This is a genomic window from Methylomonas sp. 11b, assembly GCF_000515215.1.
Taxonomy (GTDB): Bacteria; Pseudomonadota; Gammaproteobacteria; order Methylococcales; family Methylomonadaceae; genus Methylomonas.
Genome location: NZ_KI911557.1, coordinates 4,504,834 through 4,522,127 on the forward strand (window position 1 = coordinate 4,504,834; position 17,294 = coordinate 4,522,127).

Here is a 17,294-nt window from a genome sequence, read left to right on the forward strand (position 1 = left end):
CCGCAAGCTTTCTAGCTTAGCGGGTTTTTTTATGCCTCATGATATTTATCGGGTGTGGTCTGCCTTAATCCAGTCTGATATGCAGCACGGAATGTATCTCAGACCTTGTAAGGTGTTTGTATGGCTATCAAGCTCAATTAAGATGCGGTTTAAAGGACAACTAAGCAGAACGATAAGGGTTGCAAGGGGATCTGTCGGTACATCTTAACGCCCGGAGCCCAAGCGGCCGCCATTGCTGAGATTTGGAGCCCATGAAAAATCAAATCTGAGCTACTGACTAGTTTTGGATTTTGTTACCATTGGCTTGACGGAGTCTTGAGTCGCAGACCTATTTCACGTTGCGAAATCACGGGTCCAATAAAACCAAAGCAGGGATTTGTACTTGGATCAGCAAATTTTTCCGAAGGTGTTCATTAGCTATAGCCACGATACGTCAGAGCACAAGTCTGACATTCTGGCTTTGGCTTCTCGTCTGCGTAACGACGGCATCGATTGTGAGATCGATCAATTTATCAATGGAGCTCCGCCAGAGGGCTGGATTCGCTGGATGGAGCGGCAAATAGAATGGGCTGAATTCGTGCTAGTGGTTTGTACAGAGAGTTATCTGCAACGATTCAAAGGCGAAGATAGACTGGGCGGAAGGGGCGTAAATTTCGAGGGTTTACTGATCAGCCAAACGTTGTACGATGATTTTTTGGAAAATACCAAGTTTCTGCCGGTGATTCCGGAACACGGCAGTATCGACCATGTTCCATTGATCCTAAAACGTGGTTCAACTTATAAAATCAATTCCGATTATGAAAGACTCTGCCGGGTTTTGACCAAACAACCTGAGGTTGTAAAACCACCCATCGGTAAGCGGATGGTTTTACCTCCGATCAACCATAGAGCAGAAATTGATCGGGTATCAATTGAAAAGATCCAAATCACAGCTGCCAATCAACCAGTTAACGAAATTGGTCAACAAAGCAGGGGAAAACTAATCAATAATCTGGCTGCTCAGTTTCAACGCCCTGAATTGCTGACACTGATTACCGAATTCGTCGAGCTCATTGATGATCATTTCGATACTGCCTTTTCCAGCCATCAAACCGACTACAAACACTTTGCAACCTATTTAGTCAACCAAGCGGATGATGAGCGGCGTAGGCGGCAAGTTTTAATTTTGCTGGACGCACTTGATGCGATCAAAGATAAATCTAGTGTGTCGGAAGCAGAAACTTTATTGGCTTATTTGCTACACACATTGATTCGAAAGGACGAAGTCAACGCTGATCGCATCAACCGCGTACCGTTTAATTATTCGGAAACTCTGGATTTATTCTCGGCGAGTCGCAATAACCAAGCGCTGATTCCGGATTATGGGAATGATGAATTTACCAATGGCAGACAGAAGTCGGATATTTACGACCACAGCCATTATCAACCGCCGAGTGGGCATTGGGATAAAGAACGCGTATGTCGGGAAATAGCTAAAGACTTATTACGTAGTCTTGCCGATCCAAATGCGGATAGCGACAACGCAGTGACTTTGTTGTCGAGTCGCCTGCGTGCTTACGACACCAATCCTCAAAATCGACCCATCAAAGGCATCCGCATCCACCAAAGCAGTTTGGATAAACATCCTTTGGCAAACAACGAAATCGCTGAATATTTTCTCAGCAAAATCGGCCGCTATTTGCCGGTATTTGTATACGGCGACGTCGGTTCAGGTGATGAAAAGGATTATCTTTACGTCAGCGAAGACGATATTCGCGGCATGTTGGTTGAGCGCATAGCGCCTTACCGAACCGGTCACGAAGCCATCGCAACTCAACAAAAGGAAACCAGTATGAGCCATCAAACCACTTCGCCGATTACCGTCAATGTGGTTAACAATAGTCCCGGTACTGCTATTGGAAACAATATCACCCAAACCATCGAAAGCAGCACCAAGCAATCACTAGCTGACCAACTGGAACGCCTTAAAAACGCTGCTGATGAGGATGAAAGCATAGAAAGAAAACCATATGCGGAGATTCTAGCCGCCACAGAAACCCTGAAAACCGAAATTGCCAAACCGCAAGCCGACAAGTTGACCCTTGCCAACGCTGCAAAAACGCTGGAAGGTTTCAAAAATGTTGCCAGCATTGCCGGCAGCATCGAAAAGCTTAGCCAACTCTTGATTCCCCTGATCAGTTGACATTTTATGACCAACATCAAGCACCCAGACCCCATCACCTATTATCTACCCGCCGTCGGTACCTGGCCCGCCAGTCATTATTTGCTGGATGGTCGTTGCCAGGATGCGATTCAGTTAGCGCAAGCCAGCGGTCGGCCCTTGCTGGTGCGTGGATTGCCAGGCACCGGTAAAAGTGATCTGGCGCGGGCGGCGGCAGAGTTTCTGCAGCGGGCGTTTGTCTACGAAGTTGTCACCGCACGTAGCGAACCACAAGATTTACTGTGGCGTTTCGATGCCGTAGCAAGGCTGGCCGATGCCCAGGCACAACAAAAAGAGCGTGCCCAAGACATTCGCCATTATATTGTTCCCGGCGCTTTATGGTGGGCGATTGATTGGCAACGTGCCGAACAATGGCAAAATGATTTTAAAGTTCACGCACAACGTCCAGATGCAAAACTGCAAGATCAAAAAAGCCAGGCTATCGATCAACAGCAACGTGCCCAAACCAAAGGTTGTGTCTTGCTACTCGACGAAATCGACAAGGCGGACAGCGAATTACCCAACAGTCTGCTGGAGGTACTGGCCAACAGTGGTTTTCGCTTGCCCTGTGCCGAAGCTTACGAAATCAAAGCTAGCCAGTGCAAACCGTTAATTATCATCACCACCAACGAAGATCGCGAACTACCCGCCGCTTTCATACGCCGCTGTTTGGTTTTACCTTTGGCTGCCGGTGATGATTTTCAACTATGGATCAAAGATCGTGCGCGCAGTCATTACCGTGATCCCGAACTTGAGCCGGATGACGATGGTCGTCCGGCAATGGCTCAAGCCATCCTCGATCAAGCCGCAAAAATATTGATGGAAGACCGGCAGCAATTGCGCGGCGAGGCGCATTTACCGGGATTGGCGGAATACCTGGATTTACTGCGCGGCCTGCATCAGCTGGCACCGGACGATCCGCATACACAGCAAGTTTGGTTGGAGCGGATATGCGCATTTGCCTACCGTAAGAGCGCCTCGTTAACCGGCTAGCCCGATGCTCTCCGACAACTCAAGCAAAGCCGCGCTCGGGCGCGCCCATTTGTTGCAAATGCTTGTGGATCATGCGGACGCCGGCAGCGAAAGGCAGATGGCGCTGGCGGACGTCCTTGGTTTCGATTTTTCTTCGAAAATTGGTCAGTTAAAGCCAGAGCAGGGCGTGACCGAGTTGACTAGCCAGTTGCCAGGGTTTACATCGCAAACCGGCACGCCAAGATTGCCGCGCGGCCTTTTCCGCCCGCTGCATGCGCAATATTTGCAAGTCGCCGCCAGTGAAGAACAGTGGCAGAACCCCGCGTCTCTGGCCAACTACGGCGTGTTAAGCGACGACGACCAGCTGCCTTGGGACGAAGCGGCCTGCGTTCCACCCTTTCAGCCGCTGGTACCCTGGACACGACTGTGGCCGCGTTTGCATCAGACCGTCTCGCAACGCCATAAAGCCAGCGTGGATGTCGCGGGGCTCACCGAGCTATTAGCGCAAGCCAAATGGGTTCAGCGACTGCCCCGGCAGACCCGGCAAACCTGGCCAGCTAAAGTGCATTTAATTCTGGATTTTTCCGACCGCCTGACCCCTTACTGGGATGACTGGCATTGGCTGGCAGACAATCTAAGTAAATTGCTCAAAGATCGCCTGCTGGTGTCGGTACTATATCGGTCGGATGCGACCGCCTTGCATAGTTATTCATCGCCGCAAACTCGGCCCTGGCCGCAGCCAAATAGCCACCAAACCCTATTGATAGCCAGCGACTTGGGTATGCTGGATAACGCCAGGCCCTATGCCCGGCAAATCTGGCAGCACCGCTTACAGACTTTTCGCCGGCAGGGTATACCCTGTTTGGTGGCCGCACCGTTGGCGTACAGCCAATTGCTGGCGGAAGCGGCCAACCTCTTGCCGTTGCTTCGTCTTAGTTCGGATAGCAGTTTGCGACCGGTGGCTAAACTGTCGCCTTTGCATCAGGCCAACGTCTACGGTGACGACGATCTAGCCTACCGCGTGTTGCTGACCCTGCTGGCGATGGCGACGCGCGCGGAACCGGCCTTATTGCGGGCTCTGCGTCTTAGCTTGCCGATGCAGGCCGATAATGCCGGATTGGAAGGTGCGGTCTGGCTGGATGCCCGATTGAACACCTCAGCCGGCGCCTGTGCGGTCAACGAAGCGGTGGCGGCCGAATGGCAGCGAGCGTTTTCTGCGCTCGATGCCGCTTTGCAGCAACAGCTGTTGGCCTGTCTGCGCCGGTATCATGCCGGCTTGCCGCAAATGATCCATCATGAAGAAACCTTGCTGTGGTCCAGCCGAGTGAATCCCGAATTGGCAAAGTCGGAACACGGCCATGCGCAAGAGGCTCGCGGGTTTTTTCATAAACTGACCCAAAGCTTGCAAGAAGACGACAGTGGCCAATACCATCGCGCCGCCCGGCATTTGCTGCTGAACATGGCCGACCACCACTTGCAGCATACCGCCGTCAGCCTGTCCGGCGAGGCTTACCTGAATCGGCTGTCGGTTGCCGTCAGCCGCAACCGGCCTATGGATACCCAGCCCTTGCCGGTTGGTCTGGATTGGGCTGCTTGGCTGCAAAGCCAGCCGGATATTCCGCCACAGTCGGTCAACTTGTTGCAACACCAAGATGGCGCGCTAGTTATCGACCATACGGATTTTCAAATAGAACTGGGCTGGCAACGTTTGCTAACCTTGAAACTGGATCGGCAGGTGTTGCTTTGGTCGGTGCAAAAGGCCGGGCAAACATTGCATTATCGGCCCTGGCATTGGCTGCAGCAGCCAGTGCTGGCCGATCCGCTGTTGCAATCTGTGGCCTTGCCATTGAGCCAATTGCATGCCGGGGACCTCTGGCTGCACACCGGCCGCCAGCAAATCTGTTTGAATCAACTGGTGGCGCCGGCTTGGGCCAAGGAATGGGGTGTCGATCGCTTTGGCTTGTATGCCGATTTGAGCTTTCGCTCTGTGACGCAGCGCTTTCGCTGGATAGAGCCTGGCAGTTTTATGATGGGTTCACCTACTTCGGAGATAGAGAGATATGATGACGAAGTACAGCACGCAGTGACGCTGACAAAGGGATTTTGGTTGGCCGATACGGCTTGTACTCAACTTTTCTGGCAAACGGTGATGGGTGAGAATCCCAGCAGTCTTAACGACGATCCCCGGAAACCCGTTGAGACGGTTAGCTGGGATGACGTTCAGCAATTCATAGAAGTCCTAAATCGGCAAACGGCCTCGCTGAACTCTCGCCTGCCGAAAGAAGCCGAATGGGAATACGCCTGCCGGGCAGGCACGGAAACGCCGTTCAGTTTCGGAGTCAACATTACCCCGCAGCAAGTCAACTATTACGGTGATCGGCCGTATGCCAACGGCGAAGAAGGTGAATACCGTGGTACCACGATGGCGGTGAAAAGCCTGCCGGCCAATGCCTGGGGATTGTTCGAAATGCACGGGAATGTCTGGGAATGGTGCCAGGACGGTTGGCAGGAGACTTTGGGCAGCGAGCCAATGACCGATCCGCTGTTTGATTTGCAGGATCTAGACCTTGACCGCGTGATGCGCGGCGGCAGCTGGATCACTATCGGCCGGGAAGTACGTTCCGCTTTCCGTGGCAGGTACCAGTCAGGCAACAGTGATGTCGAAATCGGTTTCCGTCTTGCCCTAGGTTGAAGGCGCTTTCTGGCAGGCACAACTCCGGACGGACAGCCGGAGTGGAACGCAGGCGGTCAGGCCGGAGACGGTGACAATAAATTTTCAGGAAGGCAGTCATCATGAAAACATCAGTTTTTCGGTTCCAACTCTCATGGCTGAATGTTATGCGCGCAGAACTTACCATGACGCTTTGAGAGGTTTTATCGATGAGTCACTTTAACGCCATTCTCGGTCAATCGCCGGAAATACATGTATTAATCCGAAGCGCCCGTATAGTTGCGGCCACCGACGTCACTGTTTTGATCAAGGGTGAAACCGGTACCGGGAAGGAGTTGCTTGCTGCTGCCATTCAGCAAGAAAGCCCCCGCGCCAACCAAACTTTCATTACTCTAAATTGCGCCGCTATGCTGGAAGGTCTGACGGAAGTCGAATGGGAGTCCGAACTGTTCGGCCACATTAAGGGCGCATTCACCGGCGCAATTAGCAATAAGCAGGGTCTGATTCAAGCGGCCGACGGCGGCACGTTGTTTTTCGACGAAATCAATTCTTTACCGCTATTCATTCAACCTAAAGTGCTGCGTTTTTTGGAGACAGGCGAATGCTTGGCGGTGGGCGACACCAACTTCTACAGTGTTAATGTCAGAGTCATTGCCGCCACCAATACCGATCTAAACCAGCAAGTCGCCAACGGCACTTTTCGCCGAGATTTGTATTTCCGTTTGAATGTCGTGCCGTTGGAATTACCGCCGCTACGCCAACGGAAGGAAGACATCCCGCTACTGGCCGATCACTTTTTGGCGGACTTCGCCGAACTCCACAATTGGCAAGCACCGGTTCTCAGTCATCAGGCGATTAAATTACTGCGCGACTACGCTTGGCCAGGCAATATTCGCGAGTTGCGTGATTTGTGCGAGCGTTTGAATATCCTGTTTCCCGGCACAGTCATTGAGCAGGAAAACTTGCCGGTCGAATTCAGACCCGCACTTTCATCTTTTATTTCGATTTCACCAAAGCTACTACCCGAGAAGTTTCCTCCCTCCTGGGCCAGGGCTTGGGGCGAAGACACATTTGGCTTGTTTGCCGAGTTGCACTACCAAGGGTGTGTTCAACGCTTTCGTTGGATTTTGCCAGGCAGTTTTTGGATGGGTTCGCCGCCGGGCGAGCCGGACCGCGAGCCTTGGAATGAAAGCAAAGAAACTTGGCACCTGGTTACCCTGACCAAGGGTTTTTGGCTGGCTGATACCGCATGTACCCAAGGCTTATGGGAGTCTGTGATGAGGGAGAATCCCAGCCGTTTTAACGACGATTCCCAAAAACCCGTTGAAATGGTCAGTTGGTATGAGGTTCAGCAATTTATTGACACCCTGAGCCGGCAAACCGCTGTATTGCATGCTCGTCTGCCGAGCGAAGCTGAATGGGAATACGCCTGCCGGGCCGGCACCGAATCAGCATTCAGTTTCGGGGACTACATTACCCCGCGGCAAGTTAATTATAACGGCGACCTTCCCTACGCCGGCGGCGAAAAAGGCGAATACCGCCAAACCACCGTGGAGGTGAAAAGCTTGCCTGCCAACGCGTGGGGCCTGTACGAAATGCATGGCAATGTCTGGGAATGGTGCCAAGATGTCGGGTTGGCTGATTTGGGCAGGAACGATGTAGCTGATCCGCTGTTCGATCTGTCGGATCAAGACCGTGACCGCGTGTTGCGGGGTGGCGGTTGGTACTCTCAGGGTAGGCTCGTGCGTTCCGCGATTCGTATTAGGCGCCAGCCAGACTACCGTATCTACGATATTGGTTTTCGTCTTGCCCTGGGTTGAAGTAGGTAAGCGGACGTAAGGACAGGCCTAGCAGAGTTTGTACTCAGGATGGACATGTCATTTATCAGCAGGATGTATCTGACATTGTTCCGGTTTGCCGTCCTTATACGCCGCCGATATACCGCCCGGACCAGTGGCGCCGGTGATTAGCAGATAGGCTTGGCCGTCGATACATACCTTATGTAAACGCCAGGTTTGGATCTGGCCTTGAATATTGATGTGCTCCAGGCTTATCTCTTCCAGTGGCAACGATCTCGCCTCCGGTGGCGGCAGGGCGTTGGCGGTGGCTGCTGCAATGCTTATCAATAAACCGAAAATAAACTGCTGCATATTTTTCTCCTGTGTGTTTTAGGGGCCAGCACCGCTTCAGGGCGACTGTATCAATGTTACTCGATGAACCGAAAGCTTTCGAAATTATGGTCAGAGCAGGGTAATTGGGACGCTAGGGACTATTGCCGGCGGCAGCAGGTATTTTTCCACAGATTTAAGGGTGCGGCAGTCGTACAGTGACTATGCCGACATCACAGGGATTGGTGACAGGACTGATAGACGTTCGTTGCCGGTCGGATAGAAATAGGCCTTACTTTCTGGCTCTGGGCAGAAAATGGACCTTTCTGGTCACGAGCAATAGCACGTTGAATCATCCTGCCTTAATGGTCGGTTTCAAGGCTGATCGGTTCGACTCGCGGTTTGGAGCCACCTTTTTACAGGTGGTAATTTTTCGATATTTCAAAGGAGCCAGTCAAATGAACGCTCAATTAAATCAAAGTTTCAGAGTTCTGAATGCTGAAGAACTGCAAAACGTATCCGGCGGTTGGTGCGGAACTACTTACCCCGGTTTTTGGAAAGGACCAAAACCCGGCCCTCTGCCCGACCTGTTCAATAGCGCGGTTAGCAGGCTTAACATGGTAAGCCTTAATCCCCAACCGTTACCACCCGCTGAGATCGGCTTCTTCGTAAAGTAAGAGGTTCTGATCAGAAAGCCGGCCAAGTGCCGGCTTTTTTACGTTGTGGCAAGCAAATAAATAAACGTCTTCTTGGCATCGCTGAGTAGCTTTCTAGGCAAAAAAACCATGCCGCCAGCAAGATGATCGCCAACGGCATGGCAGGTAGGAAGGAAGGGAGCGCAGGATGATTTACGCGGCGGCTTTTCGACGTTTACCCAAACCCATTACCCCCAGCATGCCGCTCAGGAACAGCCAGGTCGCGCCGGGCAGCGGTACCGCGGAAACGCCGGATACCGAGAAGGCTTGGTTGAAGGTGGTGCCACCGACGATGTCGGTGCCGATTCTCAGCCAGTCCGGGTCCAGGTTTCCGTCGCGTATCCAAGATTGCAGGTCTGGCGTGAACGGGCCGCTGCCGCCGACTATCGGTTTGGCTGCAGATAACCAGAGAAAATTACCGTTTTTCAATTCCACCTGCGGCACGAAAAAGTAATGGTCGGCCGCCAGCGAGATGGCGTCGTTAAAATTAACCTCAAATCTCACTTCCTGCCCGGAAACCGCACCTTCGCCGCCGGTGGTTTGATCGGGCAACGGATGGATGCCGTTTATTACCGAGTTGGCGGCCGAGGCGTTACCATTGAGTAAAGTGACGCTATAACTCAGCGAGTTGCTGGCCGATTCGCGGCCCAAAAACGCCACATCCGAAGGCGAGTTGACACGGGTCGGGACGCGGCCGGATGGCGGATTGACCGAATCTTTTCCGAATACCCGGTAGATTTCTACATTGACGTTGGCGATGTCGTCGAGCGTGGCGCCGTTGGCCAGCAACCCGGTGAACGTGGCTTGGTTTAGCTGGGTATGTTGCGTCAACACGAAATCGTCGGCCGATTCTATTTCCTTGCTGGTGCCGCCGGCTTGTGCGCCGGTGGCGATTCTATAATCCGAATTGCCGGTGCTGAAAGTGAAGGCTGCGGCGTCGGCGTTGGCGGCAAATAGCGTGGAAATGGCCAGAATGGGGATTAATTTGGTTTGCATGGGGATACTCCTAAAATGGTTAAAGTGCGGAGAACTTGTCTCGGATAAAGAAACTGCTGACAGCTTCTGTCTCTAACAATGCGAGTAGCGTGCCAAAAGTGTTTTTTTATAAATAATGTTTAAAAATCAGTTAATTATGATTGTTTGTGACATGATTTTTCTGGCGAGAGGGTGCGACGGAAGTTGCGGCTAAAGCGCTTGAAAGCGGATGGGTGCAAGGCGTTAAGCGACGGAGGACGGTTGACAGAGCTGCATAGTCAGCAACTTTTGTCGCTGGGTGGTTTCGGAGAGGATTAGCAGAATGATTGCCAGGCCCTTAAATGTGGCCGATTACCGGTGCAAAAGGCCGTTTAGCCAGTGCGAAATTTAGGCTTACCGCTATTTCAATCGAGGATAGAATGAAGACCGGATTCGTAAACCAAGCTTTGACACAAGTAAACATGAAGCAGAAAAGTAATCCTGGGCTTTTTTTAGCGGGATGTTTAGGTATAGCCTTATCGGTTGCCGTGCAGGCGCAAACGCCGGAACCGCTGGCACCGTTGCCGCTCACGGTGGACTTAGATGCCCCGCGCGTGGTGTTGGGGCAGCGCTTATTCCACGATCCCAAACTCTCCGATCAAGGCCAGCGCTCTTGCGCCAGTTGTCATCCACTAGACAGCGGCGGGATGGACGGTAAGGTCCGTGCCGAATCGGCGGACGGTGTTTCGCTGCTGCGCAATACTCCCAGCTTGTTCAACGTTTCCTTTAACTACTTTTTCAATTGGGATGGCGTAGTCACCACTTTGGAGGCGCATACCGAAAAAGTCATGCTTAATCCGAAAATCATGAACGCCAAATGGCCGGAGTTGCTCGAGCGTCTGCGCACGGTGCCTGATTATGTCGATGCGTTTAACCGGACCTATCCGGACGGGTTGACGAAAGCCAACGTGGTCGATGCCTTGAGCAATTTCGAACGCAGTTTGATCACGCCCAATGCGCACTTCGACCGTTTTCTGCGCGGCGACACTGCGGCGCTTGATGCTGATGAACAGCAGGGTTATCACCAGTTTAATGCCTTGGGTTGTGTGGCTTGCCATCAGGGCGTCAATCTGGGCGGCAATTTATTCCAGAAGTTCGGCATATTCGGCGCACCGCAAGGCCAGCAGGGGCCCGTGGATCAGGGACGTTTTAGCGTGACCGGCAATGAGCGGGATCGGGGCGTGTTTCGGGTGCCGAGTTTACGCAATGTCGCCGTCACAGCGCCATATTTTCATGATGGTCGTGCCGCCAATCTGGAAGCGGCGGTGGATACGATGGCCGAGCATCAATTAGGCAAACGGCTGGCGACGAAACAGCGCGATGCTATCGTCAAATTTCTGCGGACATTGACTGGGGAATATGCTGGCAAGGCTTTGGTCGTCAAGAACACAACCAATCCATGACTGCTATTTCCTGGCAGCCCAGGCTGATCGTCGCCGGTCTGTTGCTGGCCTTGACCTATCTCTGGCTACAAAGCGCCAGTCCGGAACTGGAAAGGCGTAACCGCCTGCAAACTACGCTGCGCATCATCGAATTGCGCGATGCCGAATTGATGCGCGATATTTTGCTGGCCCGTGCCGGTCTGCTCGCTAACTACGATTCACTAACAAAAGCCGGTCAGGAACTGCTGCGTTTATCGCAGAGTTTGCAAACCGAATTGCCACCGGCAAATGCTGACGCCGAAAAACTAATGGGTAAATTAGCGGACCAGCTAACCGCGACTGTCCAGGATAGCTTGGTGCAAATCGAGTATCTCAAATCGGACAATGCCTTGCTGCGCAATTCGGTGATGTCCTTCGACGAGATCGGTAAGAACTTGCGGGCCTCAGCAAAGCCCGCTGACAGCGCAAAGCTGGGCAATTTATGGCGCTTGATGTTCAGTTTCATGGACAGCCCGCAGCTGGAATTAGCCAACGAAATCCAGCAGGAGCTTGATCGGTTGGCCGGACTTGCCGCTCTGTCAGATGACTATCGGCTGCTGATCGCCCACGGCCGGCTGATCATAGACGTCTCGCCTAAGGTGGATACGCTATTACGACAAATCATCGCCCAGCCTATCGTCAGCCGGGTCGATGATTTGCAACAAGCCTTGCGCCAGTACAGCGACAGCGTGGAGCAACAAGCCGACGTCTATCGTCTGGCGCTATATCTGGTCGCCGTGGTCCTGCTGGCGTATTTGCTGTATCAATTCGCGCTGCTCAGAGCGAACACGCTGGCTTTGCGCCGGGCCCACGCCAACCTGCAACAAGAAATCAACGAACGTTTGCAAGCGGAATCCTGGTTGCGGGAAAGTGAAGCCCGGCTGCGGGCCATCACCGACTCAGCCCATGAAGCGATTATCTCCGCGGACATGCAAGGTAACATCGTTTCCTGGAATCAGGGCGCGCACCAAATGTTTGGGTTTAAGGCCGACCGGATGTTGGGGCAGCCATTTCAGCAGTTGCTGGCAAACCCGTCGCCAGACTTTTTCGACCAAATTCGGGAAGAAGGGGAGATAAATCGACTCAATAGCCCGATGCTGGATTCGATAGCTTTTAGGCAGGACAGCAGCGAGTTTCCGGTCGAATTGTCCCTATCCAGTTGGACGCGCGGCACCGAGCGCTATCTGACTGCCATCATCCGCGACATTAGTGCCCGTAAACACTTGGAACAAGTAGCCCGGCAGCAAGAACTGCAACTCATCCAAGCTAATAAGATGACGGCCTTAGGTACCTTGGTATCCGGCGTCGCCCACGAAATCAATAACCCCAATCAACTGATTTTGTTTAATTCCGGTTTGCTCGCCGATATTTGGAGCGATGCGCTGGAAATTCTGGAAGATCGCTATCAGGCGAGCGGTGAGTTTTCGTTGGGCGGTTTGCCTTACAGCGAAATGCGTAATAGTGCGGCGGTGCTGATCCATGACATTAACGATGGCGCAAAACGTATCGAACGCATCGTCGCCGAACTGAAAAATTATGCGCGCCCGCAAAGTGCGGAGGCCTCAGTGTCTTTTGCTATCAATGAGGTGGTGGAACGGGCAGTGCGATTATTGAAACATTTGATAGACCAAAAAACGCAGCATTTCAAAACCGATTTGGCTGAAGCTTTGCCCTTGTTGCACGGTGATCCACAGCAGGTGGAGCAAGTGCTGGTCAATCTGCTGATCAATGCACTGGAAGCACTTCCGGACCCGCAAAAGTCTGTTAGCGTTGCCACCAAACTGCTGGACGACGGCGGGCACGTGTGTGTGGAAGTCCGCGACGAAGGCATTGGCATAGCCGCCGAGCATATCCAGCAACTATGCGACCCTTTCTTTACCACGAAGCAGGCCAATGGCGGCACCGGGCTGGGTTTGGCGATCAGCGCCTCTTTGCTGCGCGCCCAGGGCGGCCGCTTAAGTTTTTCATCCGCGCCGGGTCAAGGCACCTGCGCCCGGGTCATTTTTCCGCTAAATCCGGTGCCAGCTATGGAAGCGAATCATGCAATGTAAAGATCTGGGCAACCTCCCTATCTTGTTGGTGGACGACGAAGCGCAATTGCTGCACAGCGCCAGTCTGGTATTGCGCAGCGCCGGCTTCGCCGAGGTGCTGACTCTGGACGACAGTCGGAAGGTGTTGCCGTTACTAGCTAGCCGGCCCGTCGGCGTAATAGTGCTGGATCTGACCATGCCGCATCTGTCCGGCAAGGAGTTATTGGAGCAGATAGCCGCCGAGTATCCGGAAATCCCGGTGATCATGATGACCGCCACCAACGATTTGCAAATCGCGGTGCAGTGTATGCGCAGCGGCGCGAGCGATTATTTGCTAAAGCCGGTGGAGCAAAATTGTCTGGTGGCTGCGGTGCGGCGGGCAGTAGAGGGCAGAGTGCTGCGCGCGGAGTTTTTGTCGCTGAAAGACCGGCTGTTAACCAACAGCCCGCACGAGCCCAGTGGATTCGCCGACATCGTTACCCAAAGCCCTGCCATGTTTGCGATATTCCGTTACATCGAAGCCATTGCCGCCTCACCGCAGCCGGTATTGATTACCGGCGAAACCGGGGCCGGCAAAGAGTTGATTGCCCGCGCCTTGCATCGTCTGTCCGGGCGAACTGGCGACTTGGTGGCGGTCAACGTCGCCGGTTTGGACGATACGCTATTTTCCGACACGCTGTTCGGCCACGCCAAAGGCTCGTTCACCGGCGCCGAACGGGCTCGGGACGGTTTGCTCGCCAGTACCGGCGAGGGTACGCTGTTTCTCGATGAAATCGGCGACCTCAGCATCGCTTCGCAGGTCAAGCTGTTGCGCTTATTGCAGGATGGTTCGTTTTACCCGATAGGTGCGGATCGGCCCCGGCAAAACCGGGCGCGGATTATCGTCGCTACCCATTGCGATGTCAGACGCCAGGTCGAACTAGGCAATTTTCGCAAGGATTTATATTTTCGGTTGCGGACCCATCATATTCAACTGCCGCCGCTACGCGAACGCAGGGAGGATCTGCCGCAACTGACGCTGCATTTCGTGGAAAAGGCCGCCGACAGCCTGGGAAAGCCTGTACCCAGCGTGCCGCCGGCGCTGTTTCAGTGGTTGCATAACTATGCGTTCCCCGGCAATATCCGCGAGTTGGAAGGCATGGCATTCGATGCGGTGGCCCGCAGTCAGGGCGCGGTGTTGTCCTTGCAGAGCTTCAAGGAGGCCATTGCCGACCAAGCGCCGATGAATGCAGATGGCGAGGCAATGGACGGACTGACCGCTTTGTCCGGCCAGTTTCCGGAGCGTTTGCCGACTTTGAAGGAAGCCGAAGAGTCGCTGATTGCGGAAGCCTTACAGCGCGCCCAAGGCAATCAGGGTGTTGCCGCCGGCTTGCTAGGTATAAGCCGGCAGGCTTTAAACAAGCGACTGATTCGCCGCGACGCGGAGAGCTTCTGAGCCGATAACCAGCGGATAGATACTGCGAGACTCCATATAGAATCTAATAAAACCAAGCTAAGGAGAGCCGTTCATGGCTTTAATATCATTGCGACAACTTTTGGATTACGCGGCGGAACACAGCTTTGCCGTGCCGGCTTTTAACATCAGCAATATGGAGCAAGTGCAGGCTATTATGCAGGCGGCCGATACCTGCGACAGTCCGGTGATTATGCAAGGCTCGGCTGGGGCGAATCGTTATGCCGGCGAGGTATTTCTGCGGCATTTGATATTAGCCGCCGTCGAGCAATATCCGCATATTCCGGTGGTGATGCATAGAGACCACGCGCCGTCGCCGGACATCTGCGCCCAGGCTATTCAATCGGGATTTAGTTCGGTGATGATGGATGGCTCTTTACTGGAGGACATGAAAACCCCGGCATCTTTTGAATATAACGTCGAGGTGACCCGCCGCGTGGTGAATATGGCGCATGCCTGTGGTGTGTCGGTGGAAGGGGAAATCGGTTGCCTGGGCTCGTTGGAAAATCAGCAGGATTCGGATCACAGTCGCTTGCTGACCGATCCTGACGAGGCGGTAGAATTTGTCAAACAAACCCAGATCGATGCATTGGCGGTGGCCATCGGCACCAGTCATGGGGCGTATAAATTTAGCAAGCCGCCGACGGGTGAAGTGTTGGTGATCAGCCGTTTAAAAACCTTGCAACAGCGTCTGCCGAATATGCATTTTGTCATGCACGGTTCTAGTTCTGTGCCGCAAGACTGGCTGCAAGTCATCAACGAATACGGCGGCAATATTGCAGAAACCTATGGCGTACCGGTTGCGGAAATTGTGGAAGGCATTAAATACGGGGTGCGCAAAGTCAATATCGATACCGACTTGCGCATGGCATCCACCGGCGCGATACGCCGTTTCGTCGCCCAGCCGGAAAATGCCTCAGAATTGGATGCCCGCAAGATTTACCAGGCCGCTAGAGACGCCATGCAGACGCTTTGTCGGGCACGTTACGAAGCATTCGGTTCCGCTGGACATGCCGGTAAAATTAAAGCCAAACCATTAAGCGAAATGGCGAAACGCTATAAGTAGGCGGCAAGGCCCTCGGCGTTGATCGTTCGAAAATGGCTTCGACGTAAGCAGTTTGGAGTGTCAGGTTTGGCAACTAGGTCTGCCGGCCACGCGCAAGAAAGTTTTAGGTTCATCACATAAAAACCAGTATCATAATTCCGCAAATTCTATTGGCTATTTTTTAACCGACATTTAATCAGACTAAATACCTAATCCATCACCGCACCATGCCAGCCAACCTCCTTAACAAACAATCAACTGCCAGACGTAAGCTAAGTAAGCTGCTGTCTTTTGGGTTGCCTTTGGTTTTGTTGTTGGCGTTTTTGGGTAAGCAAATCGTCGGTTTCGATAGTATCGGCTGGAGCAATGGTTTTAGCCACCCATTGAACGGTTGGGATCATTTGGTGACGATGCTGGCCGTCGGCATCTGGGCTGCGCAATTGCGCGGACAGGCTATCTGGATGCTGCCGCTGGCCTTCGTTGGGGTGATGAGTCTTGGCGGTTTGGCCGGCGCTGCAGGTATCGCGCTGCCCAGCGTCGAAGGCATCATCCTGTTATCGTGCGCGGTATTCAGCGTCCTGATTACCCGCAAGGTGCGTTTCAGCGCCAAAGTCAACGTGTTGATCGTGGCGTTTTTTGCGTTTTTCCACGGTTATGCGCACGGTCAGGAAATATCCACCTCGGCCAGTCTGATTTCATACACTTTGGGATTCATGCTGGCGACTTTGCTGCTGCATGGCGCCGGCATCTTGGTAGCCAAATTGGTGGTGTTCTGTGCCACTTGCCTGTTGACCGCCATGTTTGCCAATGCGGCGCTGGCTAAATCTGCCGATTCCATCCATGAAGACCGGTTGGACGCGTCTGTCAAACTGGTTCACGATTCCGGTTTGCAGCAAACTGCGCCGTTCTGGCTGACCATGCAGATTGCAGGAGGGGCAGGGAATGATAACGCGTTCTCCCGGCAGCGAATACTCGATGCCGAATCGACATGTTGTCGAGACCAGCTAGGCAGTGTCCGATCACACAGCGGTTCCAGTGGCTCAAAGTTACTGGTTAGCGCCGAGCATTCGCACAGTCATCAGCTGCTGGCCAAAGCTAAGCCTGCTCAGGGGCTGGCTATTTGCCGGGATAGGGCGATATTCGATGGCGATCGTCTGGTCAATGCCGGATTGGATTTCAAGCACTACTATCGGGATGTCAATCACACCCCCGGAAAACATCTGCTCAGCAACGGCGTCGGCCTCACTTCGCCGCCCGTATCAAGTGTTTTAGCTCCGCAAGCGTTCCAAAACTCCTGCACCACCCCGAATTCATTCATTGAAGAGTCTGATCTTCAATCGAAATTTGCCCAACCTCATAGCGGCAATCTCCATACCCAAACGCTCGAATACTCCAGGCCTGATTGCGCCGTTCGTAATCAAGATCTTACCTGGCAATCCGCTCATGGCAGCTTTCTCTGCCCCACTAAATTTCTATCGTACTTAACCGCCGACGCTAGGTTTCCAGGCGGCATTTTCAGTATTCATGTGCTTCCGGTAAGCCGAATTAGCTTGCCGTTTGCAATGTCAGTAAAACCGCTCGACCGAGTGTTTCCCGTTCCAAACATAACAATAACAATCAACCACATATTCAACTTATGAGGAAAGCAATGCACACCCTAACCCACGTCCGCTGTGCCCATGTCT

At 53.2% G+C, this 17,294-nt stretch carries 12 protein-coding genes; 10 read left to right on the forward strand and 2 right to left on the reverse strand.

Annotated features, from left to right (window positions below):
* Window positions 1-382: 382 nt before the first annotated feature.
* From METH11B_RS28035 to METH11B_RS30055, 4 genes are all read left to right on the forward strand, one after another.
* The gene (locus METH11B_RS28035; RefSeq protein ID WP_197026984.1) at window positions 383-2,182 is read left to right on the forward strand and encodes an SEFIR domain-containing protein; all 1,800 of its coding nucleotides are present in this window, start codon (window positions 383-385) and stop codon (window positions 2,180-2,182) included.
* 6 nt (window positions 2,183-2,188) lie between these two features.
* Entirely contained in the window at window positions 2,189-3,193 is a 1,005-nt protein-coding gene (locus METH11B_RS28040; protein ID WP_026603843.1) for an AAA family ATPase, read from the forward strand.
* Window positions 3,194-3,197: 4 nt separating this feature from the next.
* On the forward strand, window positions 3,198-5,864 hold the full coding sequence (locus METH11B_RS29595; protein ID WP_026603844.1) for a formylglycine-generating enzyme family protein: 2,667 nt from the start codon (window positions 3,198-3,200) through the stop codon (window positions 5,862-5,864).
* 188 nt (window positions 5,865-6,052) lie between these two features.
* The gene (locus METH11B_RS30055) at window positions 6,053-7,663 is read left to right on the forward strand and encodes a sigma 54-interacting transcriptional regulator (protein WP_026603845.1); all 1,611 of its coding nucleotides are present in this window, start codon (window positions 6,053-6,055) and stop codon (window positions 7,661-7,663) included.
* Between the two features lie 57 nt (window positions 7,664-7,720).
* Here METH11B_RS30055 and METH11B_RS0121755 read toward each other — a convergent pair whose 3' ends face one another.
* Window positions 7,721-7,993: a hypothetical protein gene (locus tag METH11B_RS0121755; protein ID WP_026603846.1), complete on the reverse strand. Its 273-nt coding sequence runs from the start codon at window positions 7,991-7,993 to the stop codon at window positions 7,721-7,723.
* Window positions 7,994-8,409: 416 nt separating this feature from the next.
* Between METH11B_RS0121755 and METH11B_RS29280 the strand changes: the two genes are divergently transcribed.
* Window positions 8,410-8,628, forward strand: a complete 219-nt coding sequence (locus tag METH11B_RS29280; RefSeq protein WP_155931176.1) for a bacteriocin — start codon at window positions 8,410-8,412, stop codon at window positions 8,626-8,628.
* Window positions 8,629-8,799: 171 nt separating this feature from the next.
* On the opposite strand, the gene METH11B_RS0121765 is transcribed toward METH11B_RS29280, so the two are convergent.
* Window positions 8,800-9,642, reverse strand: coding sequence for a hypothetical protein (locus tag METH11B_RS0121765; protein WP_026603848.1), 843 nt, complete (start codon window positions 9,640-9,642; stop codon window positions 8,800-8,802).
* Between the two features lie 398 nt (window positions 9,643-10,040).
* Between METH11B_RS0121765 and METH11B_RS0121770 the strand changes: the two genes are divergently transcribed.
* From METH11B_RS0121770 to METH11B_RS28055, 5 genes are all read left to right on the forward strand, one after another.
* Window positions 10,041-11,063, forward strand: coding sequence for a cytochrome-c peroxidase (locus METH11B_RS0121770; RefSeq protein ID WP_231499652.1), 1,023 nt, complete (start codon window positions 10,041-10,043; stop codon window positions 11,061-11,063).
* Window positions 11,060-13,132: a DAHL domain-containing protein gene (locus METH11B_RS28050; protein WP_026603850.1), complete on the forward strand. Its 2,073-nt coding sequence runs from the start codon at window positions 11,060-11,062 to the stop codon at window positions 13,130-13,132. The genes METH11B_RS0121770 and METH11B_RS28050 overlap by 4 nt, the downstream gene beginning before the upstream one ends.
* Entirely contained in the window at window positions 13,122-14,546 is a 1,425-nt protein-coding gene (locus tag METH11B_RS0121780; RefSeq protein WP_026603851.1) for a sigma-54-dependent transcriptional regulator, read from the forward strand. The genes METH11B_RS28050 and METH11B_RS0121780 overlap by 11 nt, the downstream gene beginning before the upstream one ends.
* A 73-nt stretch (window positions 14,547-14,619) precedes the next feature.
* Window positions 14,620-15,630, forward strand: coding sequence for a class II fructose-bisphosphate aldolase (gene fba / locus METH11B_RS0121785; RefSeq protein WP_026603852.1), 1,011 nt, complete (start codon window positions 14,620-14,622; stop codon window positions 15,628-15,630).
* Window positions 15,631-15,836: 206 nt separating this feature from the next.
* On the forward strand, window positions 15,837-17,249 hold the full coding sequence (locus METH11B_RS28055) for a HupE/UreJ family protein (RefSeq protein WP_026603853.1): 1,413 nt from the start codon (window positions 15,837-15,839) through the stop codon (window positions 17,247-17,249).
* The last annotated feature ends 45 nt before the right edge of the window (window positions 17,250-17,294 follow it).